Here is a 25,106-nt window from a genome sequence, read left to right on the forward strand (position 1 = left end):
CTGCTAAACAATAAATCTGGTACATTTTTTTACAATTTGTTTTGCATTTACCTACCTAAAATTGCTAATATAATAGAGTAGAACTATTATAGAGAGAAGGAAAATTATGCACAATAGAATTCGGATGACAACTTTAGTAAAGAGAGCACTGTTGATTTGCGTCGGAGTATTATTTTTATACGAAGCAGTTTATGGATCAACTCATATTGCTCTGGCGAGTACGGAGGATGAGGCGAAATCCGTTCAACTTGTAAGTGAAATTCAAACTGCTCTAGCTCCAAAAGAAGCTCCAAAGCAATATAACGGACAAGTGAGAAAAGTTGCTTACTTAACATTTGACGATGGTCCTGGCAAATACACTGCTGAACTGTTAGACATGTTGAAAGCAGAAAATGCAAAAGCTACCTTTTTCCTAATTGGAGCAAATGTTAAAGCGTTCCCTGATCTTGTAAAACGTGAAGACGCTGAAGGTCATTATGTTGGTATGCACAGTATGACACATAACTACAAAAAACTTTATACAGAAGGTCGCTATGTAGATGAAATGAAAGAAGACCAAGGTTTAATTGCTGGAGTTATCGGAAAATCACCTACATTAACTCGTCCATCTTACGGTTCTATGCCTGGATTAAACGAAGCACTTCGTAATAAAGTCGTGGAAAATAATTTAAAAGTTTGGGACTGGACAATTGATTCCTTAGACTGGAAATATAATAAAATGCCAGTAGACGCTGCTTCAGCACAAATTGTACAAAATGTTCTTGCTGGCGCTACAAACCCAACTGAAGTCATTCTAATGCACGATATTCACCCGCAATCAGTAAAAGCTGTGCCTGCGATCATTAAAGGCCTAAAAGAAAGAGGTTATGAACTGGAAAGCTATCAAGAAGATGGTCACTTCCCATTAAACTTCTGGCACGATAATCGTATGTAAAGAGAAAAGACTCGATTTCCTTTATTGGAAAATCGAGTCTTTTTACATTTCTTTTAGAAAATTGATGATAATAATTTTGCAATTTCACTTATTAAAATACCAACTACTGCGAAATCAGAATCACCAAATGTTGTATTTTCAAATCCTAATCCGCCGAGAACTGGCAATAGTAATGCTGGTAAGAATGATATTAATATTCCATTAACAAACGCACCTAAAATAGCTCCTCTTCTGCCTCCAGTTGCATTTCCGAATACACCTGCTGTTGCTCCTGTAAAGAAATGTGGAATAAGACCTGGTACAATGACACTTAGACCAACCACTGGAAGAATAAACATAGACAATAATCCAGCAACGAAACTAGTTAAGAATCCGATAATAACTGCGTTTGGCGCAAACGGGAAGATTGTTGGACAATCAAGTGCTGGCTTTGCGTTAGGTACAAGCTTATCCGCAATCCCTTTAAACGCAGGTACAATCTCTGCGATCAACATACGAACACCTGCTAAAATAATGTACACCCCTGCTGCAAACGTAATTGCTTGCATGAAAGAATATACAAGATAGTTTTGCCCGTTACTCAGTTCTGTTTCAATAAATTGCTTTCCGGCAAATGGTGCAACAATAAAGAATAGTATAGACATTGTTAAAGACATAGAAACTGACGTATCACGTAAAAATCCTAGTGATTTTGGTACTTGGATTTGTTCTGTTGATTTTTCTTTATTTCCAAACTTGCTCCCAACAAAACCAGCTGCTAAATAGCCAACAGATCCAAAATGACCAATTGCAATATCGTCCATCCCTGTGATTTTTCTTACATAAGGCTGTAAAAGTGCTGGGAAGATTACCATAAGTGTTCCTAATAATAAAGATCCACTAATAACAAGAGTAGCCCCCGTCATTCCAGTTGTAGAGAATACCGCTGAAATTAAACATGCCATAAATAAAGTATGGTGACCTGTTAAAAATACATATTTAAATTTTGTAAATCTGGCGATAAGTAAGTTGACAATCATCCCAAATACCATAATAAACGCTGTTTCTGTTCCTAATGTTTGCTGTGCAATCGCAACGACAGCTTCATTATTTGGAATAATTCCTTTTATATGGAACGCTTTATCAAACATTTTTCCAAAAACATCTAGCGCTCCAATTAATATTGTGGCTCCGCCTCCTAATACAACGAAGCCCATAATTGTTTTTAATGTCCCGGAAACTGTATCTGCAAAATTTTTCTTCTGTAAAAGCAACCCACACATGGCGAACAATCCAACTAGTATTGCTGGTTGTCCTAAAATATCTTTCATAATCAAATCTAACATAGCACTGCTCCTCCCCCAGCTGTTTAACGCTGCTTTTACATCAGATGTTTTTGCAATGCTTCTTTAATTTCATTTTGATCTAAAATATTTGTTAACCCTGCCACTGTACGAACACCATCTTCAAGATTACAGATGATATCTTTTGCTCCTAAATATAAATCCGCTTGTTCTGATTTACTTGATGCTAAATCTGTATGAGAAACTTCAGCTTGTAAACCTAATTCCCCTAAAATCTTCTTCACATTCATCTCCACAATAAAGCTACTTCCTAACCCATTTCCACACACAACTAATACTTTTTTCATTTTTACTTCCCCCTTAATTAGAATATTTAGCTATCATTTCTAGCATTTTTTCTTTTGAATTTGAATGAATTAATGTTTCTACATTTTCAGGCTGAGATAGCATATCACTTAATTGTGCCAATGCTTTTAAATGTGTTTCATTATCGATCGCTGCCAGAACAATGATTAAATTTGCAGCGTGCTCTTGCTTTTCTGAAAATGAAATACTTTCTTTCAACTGTAACAAACTCATACCTAACTTTTTCACTCCCGCTTCAGGGCGAGCATGTGGAATTGCAATTTTAGGTGCAATCACAATGTAAGGTCCTAGATTGTTTACATTCGCAATCATTTCTTGAATGTATTCTTCTGAAATATACTCCGTTTGTAATAACGGTTTAGCTGCCACTTGAATGGCTTCCTCCCAAGAATCAACACGATCCTGAAGCTGAATATATTCTCTCGTTAATAGCTCGTTTAACATAGGCTTGTACTTCTCCTCCCTGCGCAAATGCGCTGGACCACTTATAAATTCTCTCAATTCTTTCTTTAAAGAATGTTCGTCTATCACATTCGCATATTTTTGAATAATCTGCATCATAATATCAACTGAGTCATTTTGATCTTCGCTAAATAATGCTGCATTTACTTTTCTGAGTAGCGATGCTTTTTCAGAATCTGTTAAAATGGGATTTACCATAAAAATAGGTATTGTCCCCTTCTCTAATTCAGTTGTCGTGATAATACAATCTACATCAAATGTATGTGACTCATATTCCCGCTTTGAGATCGCTTGCAAAATATCAATACTTGAAAATAATTGTTCTAATTGATATTGCAACATACGCGATGTACCAATTCCATTTGGACAAACAAGCAAAGCTGTTTTCCTAGGATTGGGAACGATTCCTTCTTTCCTCATCCACGCACCGAAATGCATAGTGACATACGCAATTTCATCTTCCGAAATTTGTTTTCCAACATATTCTTCAAAATGATGCACCACTTTTTTCGTAAGAATATATACTTCTTCATAACTTTTTTCGATCATATGCAATAATGGATTTTCTATTTCAATTCCATATTTCACGCGATAAAACGCTGGTTTCATATGCAAGTATAAATCTGAAGCAAGCCCCGTAAAATCTTGGAATATAACACAAGCGTAGTGCTGGAAGTCCTTTATCATACGATCTACGATCAAATGGATACCTTGCACATCATTCTTTTCATACTCTTTTTGCTGAGCATTTACTTTTGCACCTAATAAATGAGTCGTAATATAATAAATCTCATCTTTCGGAAACTTCACATGTAACATTTTTTCAAACTGCTTCCCAATATATTTCGCTGCTTCAAAGTGTTTTGTTTCACGTAGAACATCTTTTTCAGCTTCTTCCATTTCAACACATTGCCCTTTGACAATACGATTGCGAAACAAATACATGTAAACGCTTAAATTTTCAAGTACCTCATCCGTATATTGAACACCTAAAAACTCTTCGCAATTTGATAAAATATTTTTTATTACAAACAATTCTTCTTGCTCTTTCTTGTTCTTTTCACTTTCTTCACGATTTACAATTCGTCTTACATGAGAGATTAAATATTCCCATCCATGCTTTGCGATTAACTGTGAAAGATAAAAGGTTAGTAGATTTCGTTTTCCTTGTTCGGTACCTTCGATATAATACCCTTGCTTACGACTAAATTGTAAAGAGAGATGAAATTTCACCAAATCTGCTTTCATTTTTTTCAAATCAGTAAGTGTCGTATTACGACTTACCTGTATAAGGTCAATTAAATCTTCTAGTAAGATTCTTTTTTCTTTCGTTAATACATACAAAGCTAACCAAGCTTTTCGTTCTTGTGGAGAATAATCGTATTGAACCATTGTAAATCCGTGTAGTTTTTGAATAACCGTTTGTTTTGTTTCATCATCTAAACGGTATCCGAATGAGCGAACATATTGGATTGATGCTAAATGCTCTGCGTGTAACCAATCATCTACTTTTTTCATATCGTAATAAACTGTTCTTTTAGAGATTTGCAATACTTCCATCAGTTGCTCTACAGAAGTATAGCCATCCGCTTGAATAATTTGCTGTAAAATAGCGGTACTGCGGTGATCTAATATCATATATGATGTACACCCTTTCTATACTTGTTTTGATTCGTCTTGCAAGTATAGATACTAACTTTGCAAAATTAGATTTTTAAAATCACTTTCTACTACTATAGTATCTCTTCTTTCTTACAAAATTAAGTCCAAATTATCGTTTTTATATCGTGCAACGATTGTATCTTTACTATATCACTATTATATAGTAACTATACGGTATGTGAAATTACAAAAATATATAATCCTTCATAACAAAAAAACCTACTCATATAGTATTGTTCCATACGAGTAGGTTTTCATTACAGAAAGTTATTCAGTTGTACCTTCTTGCGTAGTTTTTACTTTGTTCTTATTTTTATCACGATGATTATAGTTATACTTCGAACGATCTACTGGCGTAAATCCTTCTGGTGTGTAGAATCGTAATAAATCGCCATTTACTACTTGATCAGACAATTTAAGTTTTTGTTGAACCATTTTTTCATTTTGTTTAATTTCATCCGTTGCTTCTACTGGTTTTCCAGTCGTTGTATCATAGTACTTTCCATTAAGCGCAGTAACTGTAGGACTTACATAGTTACCATTACGGAAAGGAACCACTTGATTATGCTCAGGTGATAATAAATCCGTACCAAATTGGATATAATTCTTTGTATCCGTACCTAGTAAATGTAATAGCGTTGGAAGTACATCAATTTCTCCGCCATATTGATGTTGAACTCCCCCTTGCATACCTGGTACACGAATAATTAATGGTACACGTTGCAATTGTGCATTTTCAAATGAGTTAATTTCTTTCCCCATTATTTGTGACATTGCAGCATTATGGTTATCTGAAATACCGTAATGATCTCCGTACATAACAATAATGGAATTATCATATAAACCGGACTGTTTCAAGTAGTCCATAAAACCTTTTACAGACTCATCTAAATAATGTGCGGTTTGGAAATACGTATCTACAGATGAATCGCCAGTTTTCGCTGGTTCAATTGTCGCTTCTTCCTTATTAATTGGATAAGGGAAGTGATTTGATAACGTAATGAATTTCGCATAGAACGGTTGCTTCAATGTTTGTAGCAATGGAATTGACTCATTAAAGAACGGTTTATCTTTCAAGCCATAGTTTACAACGTCATTCTCATTCATATCATAATATGTTGCATCAAAGAATTTATTAAAACCAAATGATTTATAAATATCATCACGATTCCAGAATGTTTTATAGTTACCATGAAATACTGCCGACGTATATCCTTGTTGCCCTAAAATAGCTGGTGCAGCTTGATACGTGTTATGAGCTTTGTTTGTAAATACAGAACCTTGTGGTAATCCGAACAATGAGTTCTCTAACATGAACTCCGCATCAGATGTTTTACCTTGTCCTGTTTGATGGAAGAAATTATCAAAATACAGTGTATTCGCATCTTTCGTAAATGAATTTAAAAATGGTGTTACCTCTTGACCATTTAACTTGTAATTAATCAAGAAGTTTTGGAACGATTCTAAATGAATGTAGATGACGTTCATACCTTTTCCTTTACCAAAATAATTTGGATTAGGAGTTGCATAGTTTGATGTAGTATAGTTTCGAACATTTGTCATACTATCTCCATCTGCTAAAGCACGTTCTGTCGATGCTTTCATACTTTGAATCCCATCATAAATTGTATAGTTATATACGCCTAAATATTTCACAATATAATTTCTGTCAAATGTTCTTGTTAGTAATTGAGGACGATCCTTTTCTGCTAAACCTAAGTTGATGCAAAAAATTAAGATTCCTACAATAAATACAAGCGAAAGTTTATGCTTTGCAACACGAGTTGGTTTTGGGTTCACAAACTTTGTTGCAACTAACACAATCAGAATTATGGTGTCTAAGAAATATAACGGGTCATATACGTGTAATAACGCTAAAATACTACCGCCTAAATCTCCAAAGTTATTTGTTTGTGTTAATGTCGGGAACGTAATAAAATCGCTGAAAAAGCGGTAATATACCACATTGGAGTATAAAAGAATTGACAGTAACAAATTAATAATTATTAACCAAATATAAGATCGTTTCCCTTTTGCAAATAATGCCAGTCCTAAAAATAGGACAGCTGAGCTTAACGGGTTGAAAAATAGCAAGAATTTTTGAATTGTGTTTGATATCCCTAGGTCAAATTCTGTCACATATGCTGCATATGTTTTTAACCAGAATAAAACAACAGCAAAAATAAAAAATCCAAAATGGTTACTTAACACTCGTTTGCTCTTTAACAATAATTGTTTCATCTCTCCACCTCTTTTAATCATCCAAGGCTTATTTTTTTATAAGTCTTTCTCTGCTTTGAATACACTTCTCCAAGAAAACCCTTTTTTATTTAACCAACTGAAGAATATTAGTAATTATAAGTTTACAGGTGTATTTATTCAACTATTTCTTATTCAATATATTGACTTAGATTTATATTTAATGAAATACATTTGTAACATTTTCTATGACTAAAATCTAAAGACCATCCGTGTAACAGGACTCACCTACTATAATCCTTTATAACCTGCTTCGCAAATATTCTTATTTCCAAAATTACCAATTAGATTTGTCGCTGCTAAATTATTCATATTTATAAAGTGAAACTTTAATCAGTAGGGGTCTTCCTGTCCGCAAATAGCGTGATAAAGAAACAACAGCATTTATCTCCATAACTTTTCGGTCTTATTCATGTTTCCTACAAAATAAAAACCCTTANNTAAGGGTTTTTATTTTGTAGATTATTTTTTGTTATACATCGCTTCGATTTGTTTTTGTAGTTCTTCATTTTCTAAGAACTCATCGTATGTTGCTTCTTTATCAATTACACCGTTTGGCGTTACTTCGATAATACGGTTTGCGATTGTTTGTATGAACTGATGGTCATGAGATGTAAATAATAATGTTCCTTTAAATGCAATTAAACCATTGTTTAATGCAGTGATAGACTCAAGGTCTAAATGGTTCGTTGGATCATCAAGTGTTAATACGTTCGCACCGCTTAACATCATTTTAGAAAGCATACAACGAACTTTTTCTCCACCTGACAATACAGAAACATTTTTCTTTACTTCTTCACCAGAGAATAGCATACGACCTAAGAATCCACGTAAGAAACTTTCTGTTTCATCTTGTGGAGAGAATTGACGTAACCATTCAACTAAGTTATATTCACTGTTCTCGAAGTATTTAGAGTTATCTCTTGGGAAGTAAGCTTGAGATGTTGTAACGCCCCACTTAAATGAACCGCTATCTGGCTCCATTTCACCCATAAGAATTTTAAATAATGTTGTCATTGCAATATCGTTACGTCCAATAAATGCAACTTTATCACCTTTATTTAATGTGAAGTACACATTATCTAACACTTTTTCCCCATCAATTGTTTTTGAAAGACCTTCTACAGTTAATAAGTCATTTCCTACTTCACGCTCTGGTGTGAAGCCAACGAATGGATAACGGCGTGATGATGGTTTAATATCATCTAATGTAATTTTATCTAATAATTTTTTACGAGAAGTCGCTTGCTTCGCTTTAGATGCGTTTGAACTAAAGCGTGCGATGAAGTTTTGTAACTCTTTTACTTTCTCTTCTTTTTTCTTATTTGCATCTTGTGTTAGTTTTAATGCTAACTGGCTAGATTCATACCAGAAGTCATAGTTACCAACATATAATTGAATTTTACCGAAATCAAGATCGGCCATGTGCGTACATACTTTATTTAAGAAGTGACGGTCATGAGATACAACGATAACTGTATTTTCAAAGTTCATTAAGAAGTTCTCTAACCATTGAATTGCTTTTAAGTCTAAATGGTTGGTAGGCTCATCTAATAATAGAATGTCAGGTTGACCGAATAATGCTTGAGCAAGTAATACTTTTACTTTCTCTGCCCCTGTTAACTCAGACAATTTTTTATCATGAAGGTCTTCTCCAATGCCTAATCCTTTTAAAAGGATTGCAGCTTCAGATTCAGCTTCCCAACCGTTAAGCTCAGCAAACTCACCTTCAAGTTCTGCAGCGCGCATACCGTCTTCATCACTGAAATCTTCTTTCATGTAAATCGCATTCTTTTCTTGCATTACTTTGTAAAGACGTGTATGTCCCATAATAACTGTTTCTAATACAGGAAACTCTTCGTATTCGAAGTGGTTCTGTTTTAATACTGCTAAACGCTCACCTGGCGTAATATGTACATCGCCTGTTGACGGGTCAATTTCTCCAGATAAGATCTTTAGAAATGTCGATTTACCAGCACCGTTTGCTCCGATTAAACCGTAACAGTTACCTGGTGTGAATTTTATGTTAACATCATCAAATAATTTTCTGTCTGCAAAGCGCAATCCTACGTTACTAACTGTAATCATGTGTTTCCTCCAATTTCGATACTTTTATATACATACTTCACTTACTATAACATACTTAGTCCTCTAAAGGTATATCTAATCATCTTTCTATTTCAACAACCGAAATTTTCTATTCGAAACAAAAAATAAAGTGAAACTTTAATCCGTGGTGGGGGTTCTTCATCCCCCACTGATTATTAGCCCGCACCAATCGGGCTTTTACAAGCAGTTGATCCTCCACCTAACTTCTTTGCTTTCGCTGAATTTTGAGGTAGGGGTCTTACTACCCGCAAATAGCGGGATAAAAACATTTAAAAGAAGTCATAAAGAAATGGTCTATGTAATGGAATCAAATGTTCAAGTTCTTTTACTTCATCCTCAGTTCCTACAAGAGTTTCCATTTCGTATAACTCTAACGGACGCTTATATCCAAATAACATTGCCGATAAATCATTTATATTTAAATGAAGTCCCCAACTACTTTGTTTTTCTATTTCTTCCTTATCGATTATTACTATTTCTTTATCCTGTAATCGAACCGAAACATTATTCCATGGTGCAAATGAGTCTGAAATATGTAAAATGACTTCGTTTTGTTGCGTATCCCAAACGAATGAATATTGATTTAAAAACTGTTCCACATCTACAATACGTGCCATAAAATAAGGGGTAATTTCAGCCTTAACTCGAGGCTCTTGCAAAGTATACAGTAATGGCTCTGTTTCACTTAGTATCATCTTAAGCTCTTTTATCATAGAATCATGTTGGCAAATAAAATTCCAAAGTCCCTTTCTAGCTTCATTATTTAGCGGTACAAATTCTTCTACTGTCATTTTTGAATCATTTATTTTGTAAAGCATATAACCAGTAGCTTCATTTTCTTCATTGTAATAGACCGCTGCAATTAAATCATGGTAAACTGCTTGCGTCCACCATTCACGGCTACGAACCAGCATCCCAGCAAAACGTTTCGCAAACGTTTCATATATTACTTCAATTTCATTTGGATGATTATCTTTGCTAAAGCGTCTTATATTTCCTTTTACATGCTTTTGCATGACCAAATCGCTCTTCGTCATTGAACAGATGAAACGATTGACAAATAGTTCCCATCCATATTTTCTGTAAAATGAAACTGCAAATGGATGTAACATGGACACACTAAATCCGTCTTGTTTCATTTTTTCCAGCGCATGGTTCAATAGTTCTTTTACATGTCCACTTCGTCTATACTCTGGGTATGTCGCTACCCCTGCAATCCCGCCCATTTTAAAAATTGCATCACCTATATTTATTTCTAACGGAAGAAGATGCAGTTTTGCTGCAAGTTGATTTCCTTCTAAAATTCCAAATAGTTGATGGTGCTTCTTCATTAAAGTAAGACGCTGTTCCATTTGATCTTCCGGCACTTTATATTGAAAAGCATATTCAGATAAGGCAATCGCCTCTCTATATTGTTGCTCTGCTAATTCAACTACTTTCATGAATATCTCCTCCTATCCCCTTTATTACATTCGTACTTATATAGATAAAATCCTATCTCAAAAACCAGAAATATCGATGAAATATATGAATAATTTGATCTAAAATAAAAAACTATGCCTACGAATCACTTTTAACACGTCCCTTGTATACCATATAAAGGGACACTTTAAGCAATCCCCTCACCACTTGGGCTTTTACGGGTAGTTGATTCCATTTCCCTTTGCATTTTGAAATGAGAGTTTTACTGCACGTTTGCGGGATAAATAAAGAAGGGAAGACTAAATAATTATGAGTTCTTACTATGATAAATTAAGTCAATTAAGCGCAAATCGAGAGTCCCTTTCACAAAGAAGAAATAGAAACCTTAGAGAAGATCATTGCGATTCGACAAGACCATCAGCATTTAGGGCCATCAACATGTCTACACTTCAGCAAATACCTGCCAATACTACAGTTAAAGTTTTATATCCTAATCTACAATTCGATTTAGCAAATGAATTCAACTCAGTTGCCTCTATGTTCATTCCTGACGCAAAAGGGGTATACTCATTCGTTGCCAGTGTTCTTTTCTCTCCTAGTAATTTCAATGAGGCTTATAGAGGAAGAATCAGCATTCAAGTAAATGGCCATGAAGTAGCTGCTGATAATGACTTCTTTGGAGCAAATATCGAGATTAAAAATATCATATCTGTTGCGACTATTACTCAATTACAAAATAACGATATTGTTGAGGTATTTTTCGTATCAAGCATAGACGGTACAATTGATTTACTTAACAGCATTACACGTTTTGAAGGAGCTAGATTTCCATCTCCGGCTACTTAATTAAAAACGTCTATAACATGATTGTTATAGACGTTTTTATGTTGTTGAAAAAAGATCTTGTCAATGAAAACACCCTGTATTCGATGATTGAGAAATAAAAAAATGTAGAAAACGCGTTCTATCAAGACCTAAAAGTTAAAAATCCTAAAAAATAAAAGTAAGTACATATNNATATGTACTTACTTTTATTTATCCTTGTCGTCAGGAAAATGTAGATTCACAAAATTAAGGAAATCCTAAAATGAAAAAGCTTAATTTCTCGGTATTGTAAGGGAGAAATTAAGCTTTAGTTAGTTCATATGACTTATAAAGGCACATTTACCACTATAAATAATAGTAAGGCGATTTTTCTCGTAGTAAAGTTATAGTAAATTAATAAAATCCCCGCTTTATCGTTCCATTCACAGATTTTTAATCATTGTGCGATGAGGAATACCTGCATCTATAAATTCTTCAGAAATACTTTCGTACCCTAAGTTTTCATAGAAACCAATTACATGTTTTTGAGCATTCAATTTCACTTTAGAAATGCCCTGACTTTGTGCAAACTTCTCAATTTCATTCATAATTAATTTTCCAGAACCCGCTTTACGATCAGTTGCCAATACACAAATTCGCTCAACTTTACCAACGCCATCTACAATACGAAAACGTCCAGCTCCAATTGGCTTACTATTATCGTACAACACAAAATGGGTAGCGGTTTTGTCATGTTCATCAATTTCTTCTTCTACATCGACTTGTTGTTCTTCTATAAAAACCTTTTGTCGAATAGCGTAAGCATCTTCTAATTGTTGTTGATTCTTTACGATTTCTACTATCACAAATATTCCTCCTTTCTAAGTTGAATGTTTCATCAATTGTCCAGTTATTTCGCTAACTTTTGAAGTTCTTCAAAAAACGTAGGATACGATACACCTACTGCTTCTGCATCTTGAATCGTTGTTTTCCCTTCAGCTATACAGCCAGCAATCGCAAGCATCATGCCGATGCGATGATCACCGTAACTATGTACTTCATTGCCTGTTAAAGCTGATTTACCGTAAATAATCATTCCGTCTTCTGTTGCTTCAATACGAGCTCCTAGTTTCGTTAGTTCAGCAACAACTGTGTCGATACGGTTCGTTTCTTTCACTTTTAGCTCATGTGCATCTTTAATAACCGTAATTCCCTCAGCTTGCGTTGCCGCTAATGCGATAATTGGAATTTCATCGATTAACCTTGGAATCATATCCCCACCAATTTCGATTCCTTTTAGTGAAGATGTTTCAATCGTAATGTTTGCTGCTGGTTCTGATGCTCCTTCATTAATTGGTTCTACAGTGAACGTAGCTCCCATTCTCTCTAAAACATCGATAATACCCGTACGAGTCGGATTCATTCCTACATTTTGTAATACTAATTTACTGTTTGGAATAATCGCACCTGCAACTAAGAAAAATGCAGCTGATGATACGTCACCTGGCACTTGAACGTCTGTTCCAATTAGCTTTTGGCCACCTTCTAGTTTTACAGTTTTCCCTTCACGAGTTACTGTAACACCAAACGCCTCAAGCATTCTTTCTGTATGGTCACGAGAAATATGTGGTTCTGTAACAGCTGTTACACCTTCTGCGCGAAGGCCTGCAAGTAAAACAGCGGACTTTACTTGTGCACTTGCAACTGGGGAAGTGTATTGGATTGCTTTTAAATCTCCGCCTCGTATTGTAAGCGGTGTGTACGTCCCGCCTTCTCGGCCATCGATGTTTGCTCCCATTTGCTTTAATGGATCTGTTACACGTTTCATCGGTCTTTTTGCGATAGAAGCATCACCTTGTACGCAAGAAAAGAACGGCGTGTTTGCCAATATTCCTGACATTAAACGAATCGTAGTTCCAGAATTTCCAACATCTAATACAGCTTTCGGTTCTTGTAAACCTTCAATTCCTTTTCCACTTACAATCACTTCATCACCGTTTTGCGTAATGTCTACGCCCATTTCTTTAAAACAAGAAATCGTACTTAAACAATCTGCACCCGGAAGAAAGCCTTTAATTGTTGTTTTCCCCTCTGCAATTGCTCCGAACATAATAGCACGGTGTGAAATAGATTTATCACCAGGAATTGTAATCGTGCCATTCAATCCATTATTAACAGGTTGTATTGTTCTTTCTTTCACGTTTTCACCTTCTCATTTAAATTGTTTCATACGTTTGGTATTCTTCTTTTCCAAGCGCTAACTTTGCTTTCATACGATCTTCTTCTCTTTGAAAGCTAATGCGTAATACCCCAAGCAATCCTTCACGCGCTTCTAATATTTGCAAGTTCGTAATACTAATTTCTTCGAGCGCCAGAATACTCGTAATATGAGCTAATGCCCCTACTTTATCTAAAACATCGACGTATAAGTCGTGATAGGCAGGAATAGCTCCTCTTTTTCTCACTGGTAAAGAATCGCGATATTCTTTCGCATCTGCAAAGTAGTTTTGTATTTCATCTGCATCTCCTATAGAAACCGTCTTATATAACTCTTCCATTTCAGAGATCCACTCTTTTAATAATACCATTAAATGCTCACGATTTTGCTTTACAATGTCACTCCACATTTTCGGGCTGCTAGATGCGATACGTGTAATATCTTTAAATCCACCGGCGGCTAGTTGATGAATGAGCGGATTATCTCCTGCATGTTTCTCGACTTGTTTTACTAAACCTGCCGCAATAAGATGTGGAAAATGACTAACGATTCCTGTTACATAATCATGCTCTTCTGTATTTAAGACGAGAAAATGGGATCCTGTTCCTTTTAACCATACTTTTAGCTCTTCCACTTGATCATTTGGCACATGATTCATCGGTGTTAAAATATAAAATGCATTTTCAAATAAATGCGCCTTTGCACTTTCAACACCCGTTTTATGAGACCCTGCCATCGGATGTCCGCCAATAAAAGAAACTTTCTTTGAAAATAAAGCTTCCGCTTCATTCATAATGGTTCCTTTTGTACTTCCAACATCGGTCACTATTACATCATCTCGTAAGCGAAATGACGCTAGTTTGTGTAATAACTTTTTCGTTTCTTCAACTGGAGAGGCAAACACAATTAAATTTGCCTCTTCACATGCACGCTGTAAATCTATTGCTATTTCATCTACTACGTGTAATTCTTTCGCCCGCTCTACTTGCTCTTTAAATAAATCATAACCTGTTATCGTTACATCGTGCTCTTTCTTAATTGCTAATGCGAGAGAGCCGCCTATTAATCCTGTTCCAATTAATACTACCTTTTTACACATTGGCCTCATCTCGAGACTCCTGTTTTTTATTTTCAAAGTGTTGTTGTAACACTGCAATCACTCCTTCATTTTGTTCCCTTGTTCCGATTGTAATACGGACACCATTTGGAAACGGACGAATAATAAACCCTGCATGCGCACAAGCTTCATAAATTTCTCCAGCATCCTCTACCGGCAAGAAGATGAAGTTTGTTTGCGACGGATAGAATGGAATTTCATTTTCCATACAAAAACTTTCGTATTGTTTTAGCCCCTCTGTATTAACACGTACGATTTTTTCAATAAATGACTCATCACTTACAGCAATCGTTGCTGCTTTTTGTGCTAATGAAGATACGTTAAACGGCAAACGTACGACATTTAATTTCTCGATTAACGCTTCATGTCCAATCGCATACCCAACGCGGAATGATGCTAATCCGTATGCTTTTGAGAACGTTCTTAGTATAAGAATGTTTTTATGTTTTTCTAGAAGCGATACTGTCTCTGGGAAATCTTTTGCTGTTACGTATTCATAGTACGCTTCATCGATAACGATTAGCGTTTGATCATTTACTTCACTTGTGAATTGACTTAATTTTCGGTCATTCAAATATGTGCCTGTCGGATTGTTCGGATTACAAATCCATACAATCTTTGTCTTCTCATCGATTGCCTTCGCTATTTCATCTAAATCGTATACACCTTGATTCAGTGGCACTTCTTTCACTTCGCAACCTTCAATTACCGCATGATGACGATATTGTGGGAACGTTTCTCGCGCTGTTACAATATTTTCGCCTGCGCAAAGTACGGCGCGGCTGATGATTTGAATGACTTCGTCAAGTCCACTTCCGCACATGATTTGTTCTTTTCGAACTTGTAGTTTTGCTGCGATTGTTTCTCGGAGTTCTACAGCTCCTCCATCAGGATACAAAGCATGTTCCTGCCACACGCTTTGTAATCCTTCTATAACACGAGGTGAACATCCAAATGGGTTTTCATTCGATGCTAATTTTACGAATGAATGATCCCCATAAACTTCTTTCATTTGCTGTGCTGATTTACCTGGCTTATACGGCTGTAATGATGATAATTGTTCTTTTACCTTCATCTATAATCCATCCTTTTTAAAATTCTTTTGCATATTTGTTGTGCTGCGTAATATTTTGCTTAATTAATTCCATTCGATCTTTTCCGAATTGTTCAACTAACGCATCCGCAAGCTCCCACGCTACAACAGCTTCTGCTACAACACTTGCTGCCGGAACAGCGCAACTATCTGAGCGTTCAATACTTGCTTGAAATGCTTCTTTCGTATCAATATCTACACTTGCAAGTGGCTTATATAATGTAGGGATTGGTTTCATAACACCTCGTACTACAATCGGCATACCTGTTGTCATTCCGCCCTCTAATCCACCTGCGTTATTTGTTTTTCTTGTATAACCTTTTTCTTCATCCCAAAGAATTTCATCATGTACTAAACTCCCTGGCTTTCTTGCTGCTTCAAATCCAACACCAATTTCAGCGCCTTTAAAAGCATTAATGCTCATGATCGCTCCTGCAAGCTTTGCATCTAGTTTACGATCGTAATGAACGTAACTACCAACGCCAATTGGCATTCCTTCCGCAATTACTTCCACAATTCCGCCAATTGAATCTCCGCTGCTTTTCGCAGTATCAATCGCATCCATCATTTTTTGTTCTGCTTCTTTATCTAAACAACGAACAGGTGAATGCTCCGTAATAGTTTGGATTTCTTCTATCGGTAATTGCTCTATACGATTCGCTTGTACTCCGCCAATTTCAAGAACATGCCCGGCAATTTGTACACCTAATTCGTTTAAAATTTGTTTCGCTACTGCACCAGCTGCTACTCTTACAGTTGTTTCTCTTGCAGAAGAACGTTCTAAAACATTTCGTATATCACGGTGTCCATATTTAATCGCACCATTTAAATCTGCATGCCCTGGACGTGGTTTTGTAATCGTTCTTTTCATTTCTTTACTTTCTTGTTCTGAAATTGGTTCAGCTCCCATTACTTTCGTCCAATGTTTGAAATCATCATTTTTTACGATTAATGTAATGGGTGAACCGAGCGTGATCCCATGGCGCACACCACTTACGATTTCTACTGTGTCTGTTTCAATTTGCATCCGTCTTCCGCGGCCATGCCCTTTTTGTCTTCTTAATAATTCCTTATTTATATGTTCTGCCTGTAATGATAACCCTGCAGGTACACCTTCTAAAATAACAGTTAACTGCGGACCATGTGATTCTCCGGCTGTAATGTATCTCATTTCTCTTACCCCTTTATTATTTTTTTGTACAAAAAAGTCCCTACTGAGCGCTCAGTAGGGACGATATTTATCGCGGTACCACCCTAATTGTAGACTATATTTGTCTACCTCTTATCATTTTTAACGATCTATGAGACCGTCTTTTCCTTCATAAAGAGTATAACCTTTACTACGAAAAAGATGCTCCAGGGCTGTAATTCATGCTTATCTTTGTGCTGATTCACACCAACCATCAGCTCTCTATAAACAGGGAGATAAGCACTACTGTTTCCCTTTCAACGCATATTCAATATGAAATTAAGATAATTTATTTTTGAATCCTTTTAACTCTTCCATGAATTTATGGAATTCTGGAATATCCATTTGCTGCGCTGAATCAGATAGTGCAACTGCTGGGTCTGGATGAACTTCTGCCATAACTGCATCTGCACCAATTGCTAATGCTGCTTTTGCAGTCGGTAATAATAAATCTCTACGTCCTGTTGAATGTGTTACATCAACAACGACTGGTAAATGTGTTTCTTTCTTTAAAATTGGTACTGCTGAAATATCTAACGTATTACGCGTTGCTCTTTCGTATGTGCGGATACCGCGCTCACATAGTATAATTTGATCATTTCCTTGCGCAATAATGTATTCAGCTGCATTGATGAACTCGTCAATTGTTGCTGCTAAACCACGTTTTAATAACACTGGTTTGTTCACTTTCCCTACAGCTCTTAATAAATCGAAGTTTTGCATATTACGTGCTCCAACTTGAATAACATCAACGTAATCAAGGGCCATTTCCACATCGTTCGGATTTAAAATTTCACTAATAATCGCTAAATCAAATTCATTAGCTACTTGTCGTAAAATTTGCAGACCTTCTACACCTAACCCTTGGAAATCGTATGGTGATGTTCTCGGTTTGAAAGCACCGCCGCGCATTAATTTTAGTCCTTGCTGTTTCATTGCTTGCCCTACTAGGCGAACTTGCTCTAAACTCTCTACAGCACAAGGTCCCATAATGAACGTTTGTGTTCCATTCCCAATTAATTCACCTTTTACATTAACAATTGTATTTTCTTGTTTCTTTTTACGAGAAACAAGTAATGCTTTACGGTTGTCATCTTCTTGCAGCTCTAAGCTCGCTTTGAAAATTGTTTTGAAAATGTGTTGAATTGTTGAAGTTTCGAAAGGACCTTCATTGTGTTCTGCGAGCATATCAAGCACTTCACGCTCACGGACTGGGTCAAAACGTTTCGTACCTTGCACTTGTTTTTGTTCCCCAATCTTTTGAACGATTTTACCTCGCTCATTTAAAAGTTCCAGTAACTGCAAATTGATTTTATCCACCTGTTTACGTAATTGTTCTAACTCATGATTTGCCATTTTAAAATCCTCCTTTTAATGTTCAAACTATTTCAAGAGAATAAAAATTCCCTATTTTCTGAATTGATAATTCATAAAATCTCATTATGAGATCGATACCGCTTTTTCTGTGTACAAAAAATCCCTACTGATCTACTCAGTAGGGACGATATTTATCGCGGTACCACCCTAGTTGTAGACTGATTTTGCCTACCTCTCTTCACTGTTAACGATCATTCGACCGTCTTTCCCTTCATAAAGAAAATAAATCTTTACTACGAAAAAGATGCTCCAGGACTGTAATTCGCACTTGTCTTTGTACTGGTTCACACCAACCACCAGCTCTCTGTTACAGGGAAACAACTACTACTCCTTTTCCTTTCACCGCATGTTATATTTCATTTTCAAGTCGGACCACCCAAATACAAAAAGTCCCTACTGATCCAATCAGTAGGGACGATATTTATCGCGGTACCACCCTAGTTGTAGACTAACTTCGTCTACCTCTCTTCACTGTTAACGATCAATTGACCGCCTTTCCTTCATAAAGAATATACACCCTTTAATCCGAAAAAGATGCTCCAGGACTGTAATTCATGATTATCCCTGTACTGATTCACACCAACCATCAGCTCTCTGTTACAGTAAGATCCTCACTACTGTGATCCCTTCATTGCACTTTGTTTATCCAAATGTTTTTGAAATTGAATAAGTTATGATTCGTATTATAGAATGCTTTTTCAAATACTGTCAATAACTTTTTATTTATTTTTTAAAATTCCACTCTTTTCTCATTATCCATCTTGTAAATTTGCCATCACAAGCCCAATCCGAATCATTTCATTTTGAATAGAGACTAGTAAGCTATTCTCCAATTTGTGCTCTGTTAACAATTGCTTTATTTCGATGATTTCATGCTCAAAAGAATTTGCCTCATGGAGGTGTTGTAATAACGAAAAAAACAACTCTCCATAAATTTCTACATGGCCCTTCATATTCTGTTTCTTCTCTAAAATAGACACAAATAGCAGTTTCATTTCTGCTTGATTGTAATGTTCTGATGGTGGCAAGAAATGGGTAAGAATTGTTTGCAATCCCTTTTCTACCATTTCATCCATACATAAGACAAAACGTAAAAACATAACATACTCTCTACCTGTTATAGAACTCATTTTTGGACGTTCTATTAAAAATCCAGCTAGCCAATCTTCCCAAAATTTTTGTTGCTCTCTCATGCTTAATGTTTTCACATAATACGATAAATGTTCCATAAACTTAATTTTATCATTTTCCGTTTCCTGTATAAAAAGTGGATATAACCACTCTGCACGCTGCTCCCAATATAATACACATTTAATAAAGACAAAACTAAGCCACTTTAAGAATACTTCTTTTGTATGCGGATGCAACAAATGTAAATGCTGGGCTGCATACTTAATATATCGCTTTATCTCTGTAAATAACGGTAAATTGATTTGTGTATAGCAAAGTCCAGCCCATACATATTCGATTGCTTTCCCCTGTTGTTTCAAGTCAAGATACGACAGTAAATTTTTTCTACACCATTGCTTCTCAATATGATATAAAAATGTTATATCTGCAGTTAACCGTGCCAACATAAAATTTGCATTCTGCGAACATATTCGTAATTGTTCTTCAAATAAAAACAAATATTCGTGAATATTCCGATCGTATAAATGATCATATGCGAGTAACTTTAATAATACTGACGTCATCTTTCCAATAGGATGTTGAATAGACTCATTATAGAAGTCTTGCTCCTCCACCTTGAAATTCAAATCATTTTTCATTACTTGAGGAAATATAGAAATCGCAAATCGTTTCATAATACGGATACTATCTTCTTGAAATTCCTCTAATCGATTGCTAATTTCATAAAGAAAACTACTAATTAACCAATGAAAAGATGGATTTCTAACAAATTGTTGCAAGAGTGGAATGATTTTTTGTATTTGTTGATTTGTAAGCTTGCGATTGTTCTTCCATGCCCTAATACAAACAAACCATACTTCATTACTTACTTTACTTTCTCCTGCAAGTTGGTACGCAAGTGAAATGCTCCACTCTGTATTTAATTTACACGCTTTTGATAACATTTCTAAAAAATGACGTTGTTCAAAAATACCGTCATGCGAAAAAATTCTCACTTGCTTCATCATTTCATCATCTTTCAACTGCAATAATCCATCAGCTGTTACATTACATGTAATACTTTGTACAGCATCTTCTACTTGTTTTTCACCGTAACGTTTTGGAGAGAAGTGAGGATGTTTTTGTTTCATTTTTTTATATGCCTCTGCTGTACAACTACTATCTGGATCACACGTATAGAGTAAATCCATAACAAGACAAGCATCAAAAGCCCTCTCATTCACAACATGTTTCATAACCTTTTGTAATACCTCTTGCTTACTTTGTTCCGAAGCAAATGAATAATGGCTCTTTAAAAATGCAAATACTTCATGCCTATATGTAACATGTAAAAGCAACTTTTTCTCCACTAACCATTTGACCTTTTCATCGTCCGTTACAAAAGAATTTTCACTCATTGCCGCTATCGCAATTCGGTTTTGCAATATACTATCAGTTTCAATCATTTGGGCAATATAGTAGTTAGCTTTACTCTTATCATTTTCACATAAATAGGTGAGGCACTCTTTTACAACCCGAATTAAAAATGTAAAGTCTTTTGGCTGTAAATCATGTTCTGAAAATTCAACTGTATTATATGGAACACCGTCCTTTTTCTCCAGCGCGGCCTGTCTTAAAAATAACATCTGCATCTTTTCTAATCCCATAACCATAATCGGGGCGGCAAAATACGCGATGTATGGTTTCATTCTTTCATCCCAAATTCGTTGTACAAATGAAAATACCGGAACTGGCAAACGACTTGTTTCCTCTAATTCAATCGAATCCTGCATATCGTGTTCCCATTTTCTAACACGCTTTAATTTAATTTTCCCGTCCAAAATAAATGCCAATAATAAAATAAAAATCTCTTTATGTTCAGGAAAAGAGCATTTATGTAACAAATGTGAAACCAATTCTATAGAGCTGCTATTTTTTTCTGCTGTTTCTAATAAAAGCAGTGTCCATTTTGCGAATAAGAGTGGTTCAATTGGCTCTTTTGTTTCGTTTAAATATGCGCAAATCGTTCGCCATAACAAAGGAGAAATTTTTGAATGGTTTTTATAAATCAGCTGAAATAATTCTTTTTGGTGGCTAAAAAGAAATTGTTTGACGAGCCACTCAGCTAGCAATTCATCTTCTTCGGTATAAATTGCAGAAAGTAAAAATAAATTTTGAAGTTTCCCTTCTGCCTCTAGCCATTCTACCCACTCATAATCCCTAGCAAACTCTATAAAATACCGGAGTGTTTCAATTTTTTTTACGGATTGCTTTATATATGATAATTGCTCTTGTTCAACTGAAGGCGGAACTGTCACGATATCGCGAATCCGCATTCTTTTTGTAATATAATTATCTCCCATTAATTCAGCCCAGCGCTTCACAGCTTGCACAAGCGCTTGGTGATTGTTTGCTTTATTTGGATAGACAATAGGCCTTACTCCTAAATGCTCCCAATGATATGTATTATCTCCTTGTGCAACAAATGCATAACGTCTCGTACTCGGCGGTAAACCTGTCGCTAAATATTTCATAACAGGATCATTATGACTATATCCGACGAATAACACTGTATAATTTGAAAATAAATCGACTAAAAATCGTCTCGCCCATCCTTCTGTTAAGTAAGCCCTTCCAAAATCACCATCTGTTAATATTAAATTGTCTTTTTCTTGTTCTATATTACCGTGTATATATGCTAGCCCTTTAAATGCTCTACCTGTTGGAAGTGCAGGTGCATAATATATATTGATATCTCGATCCATTTCTCGAATTACACTTGTAAAATGTTGATCAAAATTTGTAGTCACAATGCGAACATCAATATCGTTTGAAAAAAGTCGCGGAATAGCATAATGTAATGGATTCGGTTTTGAATTTTTCAGATTAACAAGATTTTGTGCAACTTGATGTACATCTTTCGTCTTCGCAACTTTCCCAAGATAATAATCATGTGGTTCTGTATTTTCACGCTTTTCAACATATAAAGCTTCCGCAATTTCATCCACTAAATCATCGAAATTTGGTAAGTTTGATTTCCCTTTCATAGAAACTCCTGCTCCGACAAATAATACAAGCCTTCCTTGCTCAAGATTATCAAATAGTTCATCTGGAATTTCTACTTCTGAAGTAATCCACATCTGGATCCCCCCCTTACCTAAAATTGTCATATGCTCTCATTTTACTATAACATTTTTTGTTTATTTTTTTAATATTTTGACAAGATATCGAACATGAAAAAGTTTTATCCCGTATCAATAGGCAGTAAGACCCCACCTCAAAATTCGGAAAAAATAACGAAATTAGCGGGCGAATCAACTGCCAATAAAAACCTAATTTATATGAGCTCATAATCAGTGTAACGATGAAGAACTCCCCACTGATTAAAGCTTCTCGTTATTCACAACCATGTACATACATAAGAAATGTATGAACTTCTCGTTTTATACCAAAACTATGTAAAAACAGGAGGTGTGCACCTTGAGCAATTTTACTATTGTGCTTATCAAATTTATATCGTGTATCATTGCTTTTGCTATCGGGCTTGATTTATTTTTCGATGCAACATTTGTTGATGTAATTTCATTTAGCTTGTTTGTTACAATCGTTTCCTATATGTTTGTTGATAAAATCCTTTTGGACCGCGTTGGCAATTCCGCTGCTATTATGGCTGACTTTTTGTTAACCTATTTAAGCGTATGGATTTTCGGTAACATTTTGTTAGATAATATTATGCAAATTGCATGGGGAAGCATTTTATCTGCCCTTGTCTTTACATTATCTGAAGTATTTGTGCATCGTTTTTCTCATACACATGAAAGACATAAAAGTGATCGAATCAACATGAATGGCCGGTTCGCCTATGGAACTGAATTTGCTGAAGAGCAAAATATTTTAGATAAAGATAAGAAAAAGTAAAAAAAGAAGGATGTCATGATCTATATCATGACATCCTTCTTTTTCATTAATGATTCTTTCAGTAGTATTGTTGTAGAATGACAATAAAGTTATTAAATTTTAAAACCTCAAACACGCATACCCCCGTCCTAAAATTAGGACGGAGGTAAAATAGAGTTGTTTAATTTTTGATAAAAAATACTTCACTAAACGAAAAAATAACAATCAAGTCGTTTGAAAATCTAAGTTTTATTCCATAATAGCACCCGTTAGCAGAATAACGAAAATGCTTAATATGTAAAATAACTTAGTAATTTATCAAAAGAATTGATCTCGGCATATGGTTTTATTTCAGTATCATTCCTGATCATATGAGGATTGAACCATATGCCCTTTATATTTGCATTTTGACAACCACCAATATCCCTTTCTAAATCGTCTCCAATGAATAATACCGTTTCCGGTTGCACATTAAGCTTATTTAATGCTAATTCAAATATGCGTTTGTCCGGTTTACTAAATCCCACTTCTTCAGAAATAATTATTATATCAAAACAACTATTTAAATTAGTGTTCATTATTTTAGCTTTTTGTCTCTGAGTTGAACCGTTTGTAATAATTGCAACTTTAACATGCTTCTTTATAGTGTTTACGATATTAATAGTATTTTGATCTATAGAAAAACAATGTGGAAAATTATTATTCCAAAAATCCTGAATGTCATTGCTTGGCAATCTATATTTTGGTGGAAATTCATCAAAAAATGATTCCAAAACTTTTACTTTGTCACTATCTCCATAGCTTCTTTTGTCATATTCCCTAAACTTCTGCAACATTTCGTTTTTGACTGAATGTTTAATATCCCCATAACACTTCCCTAAAATAATTAAAAACAATTTATCTACTGCGTTATCCCTATTAAGTAAGGTATCATCCAAATCAAATAGCATTGCATTATAATCAGTCAAATAACTTCACAGCCTTTCTCACATTATATAAATAAACCATAGTTCCGCCTCCAAATTTTCAAGTTACCAATAAATGTCGTGTTCCATTAAATGGCCCGATTGTTGAACACAGAAATACCCTACAAAATGGATTTTTTATCAAACTTTTTTCAAATCATCAATCTATTATAAATGATCGAACTTTACTTTAAATTAACAATAATGTTTATTAAACAACTTTATTATCTCTGTACAATTGTTCCATAACAGATTATAGAAACACTTCACCACCTGTTGCCACTATTTCCTTTCCATTCGATCTTATACTTCTATCTTTATATTTTTGAAATCCACAACATCAGCAAATGCACCCAGTACTGCATTATGATGCTTAACAATTGCTTCTGCACTTAATTGCTCCGAATCAAACGTACTATGTGCATCATGGACCAAAGTTACTTTGTATCCTTCACGAAAAGCGCTACGCGTTGTTGTATCCACGCAGTATTCTGTTTGCATTCCTGCAATGATTACATGTTCAACATTCATATTCTGTAATGTTTTACGAAGCTCTGTTTTATAAAAAGAATCCGGTGTTTCTTTTTCAATCCTAATGTCACCGTCTTTCGGTTCAATCGCAGGATGCACATTCCATTCTGAAGTTCCTTTTTCTAACGGATGACCTTTTGGTCCGTTATGCTGTACGTAAATAACTGGAATCTCATGCGAGCGACATTTTTGAATTAACTCTTGCAACGTTTCTAATAACTCCTGCCCCTTGTATACTGGTCCTCCTGCTGTATACATCCCTTCTTGCACATCTATTACCAACAATGCTTTTTTCATCATACATCGCC

18 protein-coding genes and 3 other annotated features are annotated in these 25,106 nt (G+C 35.2%); of the genes, 3 read left to right on the top strand and 15 right to left on the bottom strand.

Annotated features, from left to right (window positions below; translation table 11 throughout):
- The first annotated feature begins 106 nt into the window (after positions 1-106).
- A complete protein-coding gene (locus CN373_RS19630; protein WP_000551882.1) occupies positions 107-934 on the top strand; it encodes a peptidoglycan-N-acetylglucosamine deacetylase in 828 nt (275 codons plus the stop codon).
- A 53-nt stretch (positions 935-987) separates the two neighbouring features.
- Here the strand turns inward: CN373_RS19630 and CN373_RS19635 are convergent, their stop codons facing one another.
- From CN373_RS19635 to CN373_RS19665, 6 genes are all read right to left on the bottom strand, one after another.
- A complete protein-coding gene (locus CN373_RS19635) occupies positions 988-2,259 on the bottom strand; it encodes a PTS ascorbate transporter subunit IIC (RefSeq protein ID WP_098359990.1) in 1,272 nt (423 codons plus the stop codon).
- Between the two features lie 35 nt (positions 2,260-2,294).
- On the bottom strand, positions 2,295-2,564 hold the full coding sequence (locus tag CN373_RS19640; protein ID WP_000757314.1) for a PTS sugar transporter subunit IIB: 270 nt from the start codon (positions 2,562-2,564) through the stop codon (positions 2,295-2,297).
- 13 nt (positions 2,565-2,577) lie between these two features.
- On the bottom strand, positions 2,578-4,683 hold the full coding sequence (locus tag CN373_RS19645) for a BglG family transcription antiterminator (protein ID WP_000599561.1): 2,106 nt from the start codon (positions 4,681-4,683) through the stop codon (positions 2,578-2,580).
- Positions 4,684-4,974: 291 nt separating this feature from the next.
- Positions 4,975-6,948 (bottom strand): LTA synthase family protein, encoded by a 1,974-nt coding sequence (locus tag CN373_RS19650; protein ID WP_098359991.1) that lies wholly within the window; start codon positions 6,946-6,948, stop codon positions 4,975-4,977.
- A 480-nt stretch (positions 6,949-7,428) separates the two neighbouring features.
- Positions 7,429-9,054: an ABC-F family ATP-binding cassette domain-containing protein gene (locus CN373_RS19655; protein ID WP_098359992.1), complete on the bottom strand. Its 1,626-nt coding sequence runs from the start codon at positions 9,052-9,054 to the stop codon at positions 7,429-7,431.
- A 290-nt stretch (positions 9,055-9,344) separates the two neighbouring features.
- On the bottom strand, positions 9,345-10,517 hold the full coding sequence (locus CN373_RS19665) for a GNAT family N-acetyltransferase (RefSeq protein ID WP_098359993.1): 1,173 nt from the start codon (positions 10,515-10,517) through the stop codon (positions 9,345-9,347).
- A 289-nt stretch (positions 10,518-10,806) separates the two neighbouring features.
- Here CN373_RS19665 and CN373_RS19670 point away from each other — a divergent pair, with 289 nt between their 5' ends.
- Positions 10,807-11,343, top strand: a complete 537-nt coding sequence (locus CN373_RS19670) for a hypothetical protein (protein ID WP_098359994.1) — start codon at positions 10,807-10,809, stop codon at positions 11,341-11,343.
- Positions 11,344-11,744: 401 nt separating this feature from the next.
- Here CN373_RS19670 and CN373_RS19675 read toward each other — a convergent pair whose 3' ends face one another.
- The 7 genes from CN373_RS19675 to CN373_RS19705 form a co-directional block, all read right to left on the bottom strand.
- On the bottom strand, positions 11,745-12,167 hold the full coding sequence (locus tag CN373_RS19675; protein WP_098359995.1) for a GNAT family N-acetyltransferase: 423 nt from the start codon (positions 12,165-12,167) through the stop codon (positions 11,745-11,747).
- A gap of 44 nt (positions 12,168-12,211) precedes the next feature.
- Positions 12,212-13,501, bottom strand: a complete 1,290-nt coding sequence (aroA, locus tag CN373_RS19680) for a 3-phosphoshikimate 1-carboxyvinyltransferase (protein WP_098359996.1) — start codon at positions 13,499-13,501, stop codon at positions 12,212-12,214.
- A gap of 16 nt (positions 13,502-13,517) precedes the next feature.
- Entirely contained in the window at positions 13,518-14,618 is a 1,101-nt protein-coding gene (gene tyrA, locus CN373_RS19685) for a prephenate dehydrogenase (RefSeq protein WP_098360054.1), read from the bottom strand.
- Entirely contained in the window at positions 14,611-15,711 is a 1,101-nt protein-coding gene (gene hisC / locus CN373_RS19690; RefSeq protein ID WP_098359997.1) for a histidinol-phosphate transaminase, read from the bottom strand. Before hisC ends, tyrA begins: the two co-directional genes overlap by 8 nt.
- A 16-nt stretch (positions 15,712-15,727) precedes the next feature.
- On the bottom strand, positions 15,728-16,900 hold the full coding sequence (gene aroC / locus CN373_RS19695; protein WP_098359998.1) for a chorismate synthase: 1,173 nt from the start codon (positions 16,898-16,900) through the stop codon (positions 15,728-15,730).
- 53 nt (positions 16,901-16,953) lie between these two features.
- Positions 16,954-17,188 (bottom strand) — a binding site (T-box leader).
- A gap of 9 nt (positions 17,189-17,197) precedes the next feature.
- The gene (locus CN373_RS19700; RefSeq protein ID WP_098359999.1) at positions 17,198-18,274 is read right to left on the bottom strand and encodes a bifunctional 3-deoxy-7-phosphoheptulonate synthase/chorismate mutase; all 1,077 of its coding nucleotides are present in this window, start codon (positions 18,272-18,274) and stop codon (positions 17,198-17,200) included.
- Positions 18,275-18,412: 138 nt separating this feature from the next.
- Positions 18,413-18,647: a binding site (T-box leader), on the bottom strand.
- Positions 18,648-18,702: 55 nt separating this feature from the next.
- Positions 18,703-18,936: a binding site (T-box leader), on the bottom strand.
- A gap of 111 nt (positions 18,937-19,047) precedes the next feature.
- Positions 19,048-22,575, bottom strand: a complete 3,528-nt coding sequence (locus CN373_RS19705; protein ID WP_098360000.1) for a DUF4020 domain-containing protein — start codon at positions 22,573-22,575, stop codon at positions 19,048-19,050.
- A gap of 310 nt (positions 22,576-22,885) precedes the next feature.
- Here CN373_RS19705 and CN373_RS19710 point away from each other — a divergent pair, with 310 nt between their 5' ends.
- Positions 22,886-23,323: a YndM family protein gene (locus tag CN373_RS19710; RefSeq protein ID WP_098360001.1), complete on the top strand. Its 438-nt coding sequence runs from the start codon at positions 22,886-22,888 to the stop codon at positions 23,321-23,323.
- Between the two features lie 269 nt (positions 23,324-23,592).
- Here the strand turns inward: CN373_RS19710 and CN373_RS19715 are convergent, their stop codons facing one another.
- The gene (locus CN373_RS19715) at positions 23,593-24,252 is read right to left on the bottom strand and encodes an HAD family hydrolase (protein WP_111901898.1); all 660 of its coding nucleotides are present in this window, start codon (positions 24,250-24,252) and stop codon (positions 23,593-23,595) included.
- Positions 24,253-24,570: 318 nt separating this feature from the next.
- A complete protein-coding gene (locus tag CN373_RS19720) occupies positions 24,571-25,095 on the bottom strand; it encodes a cysteine hydrolase family protein (RefSeq protein WP_098360003.1) in 525 nt (174 codons plus the stop codon).
- Positions 25,096-25,106 lie beyond the last annotated feature (11 nt).

Source organism: Bacillus cereus, assembly GCF_002561295.1.
Lineage (GTDB): Bacteria > Bacillota > Bacilli > Bacillales > Bacillaceae_G > Bacillus_A > Bacillus_A cereus_S.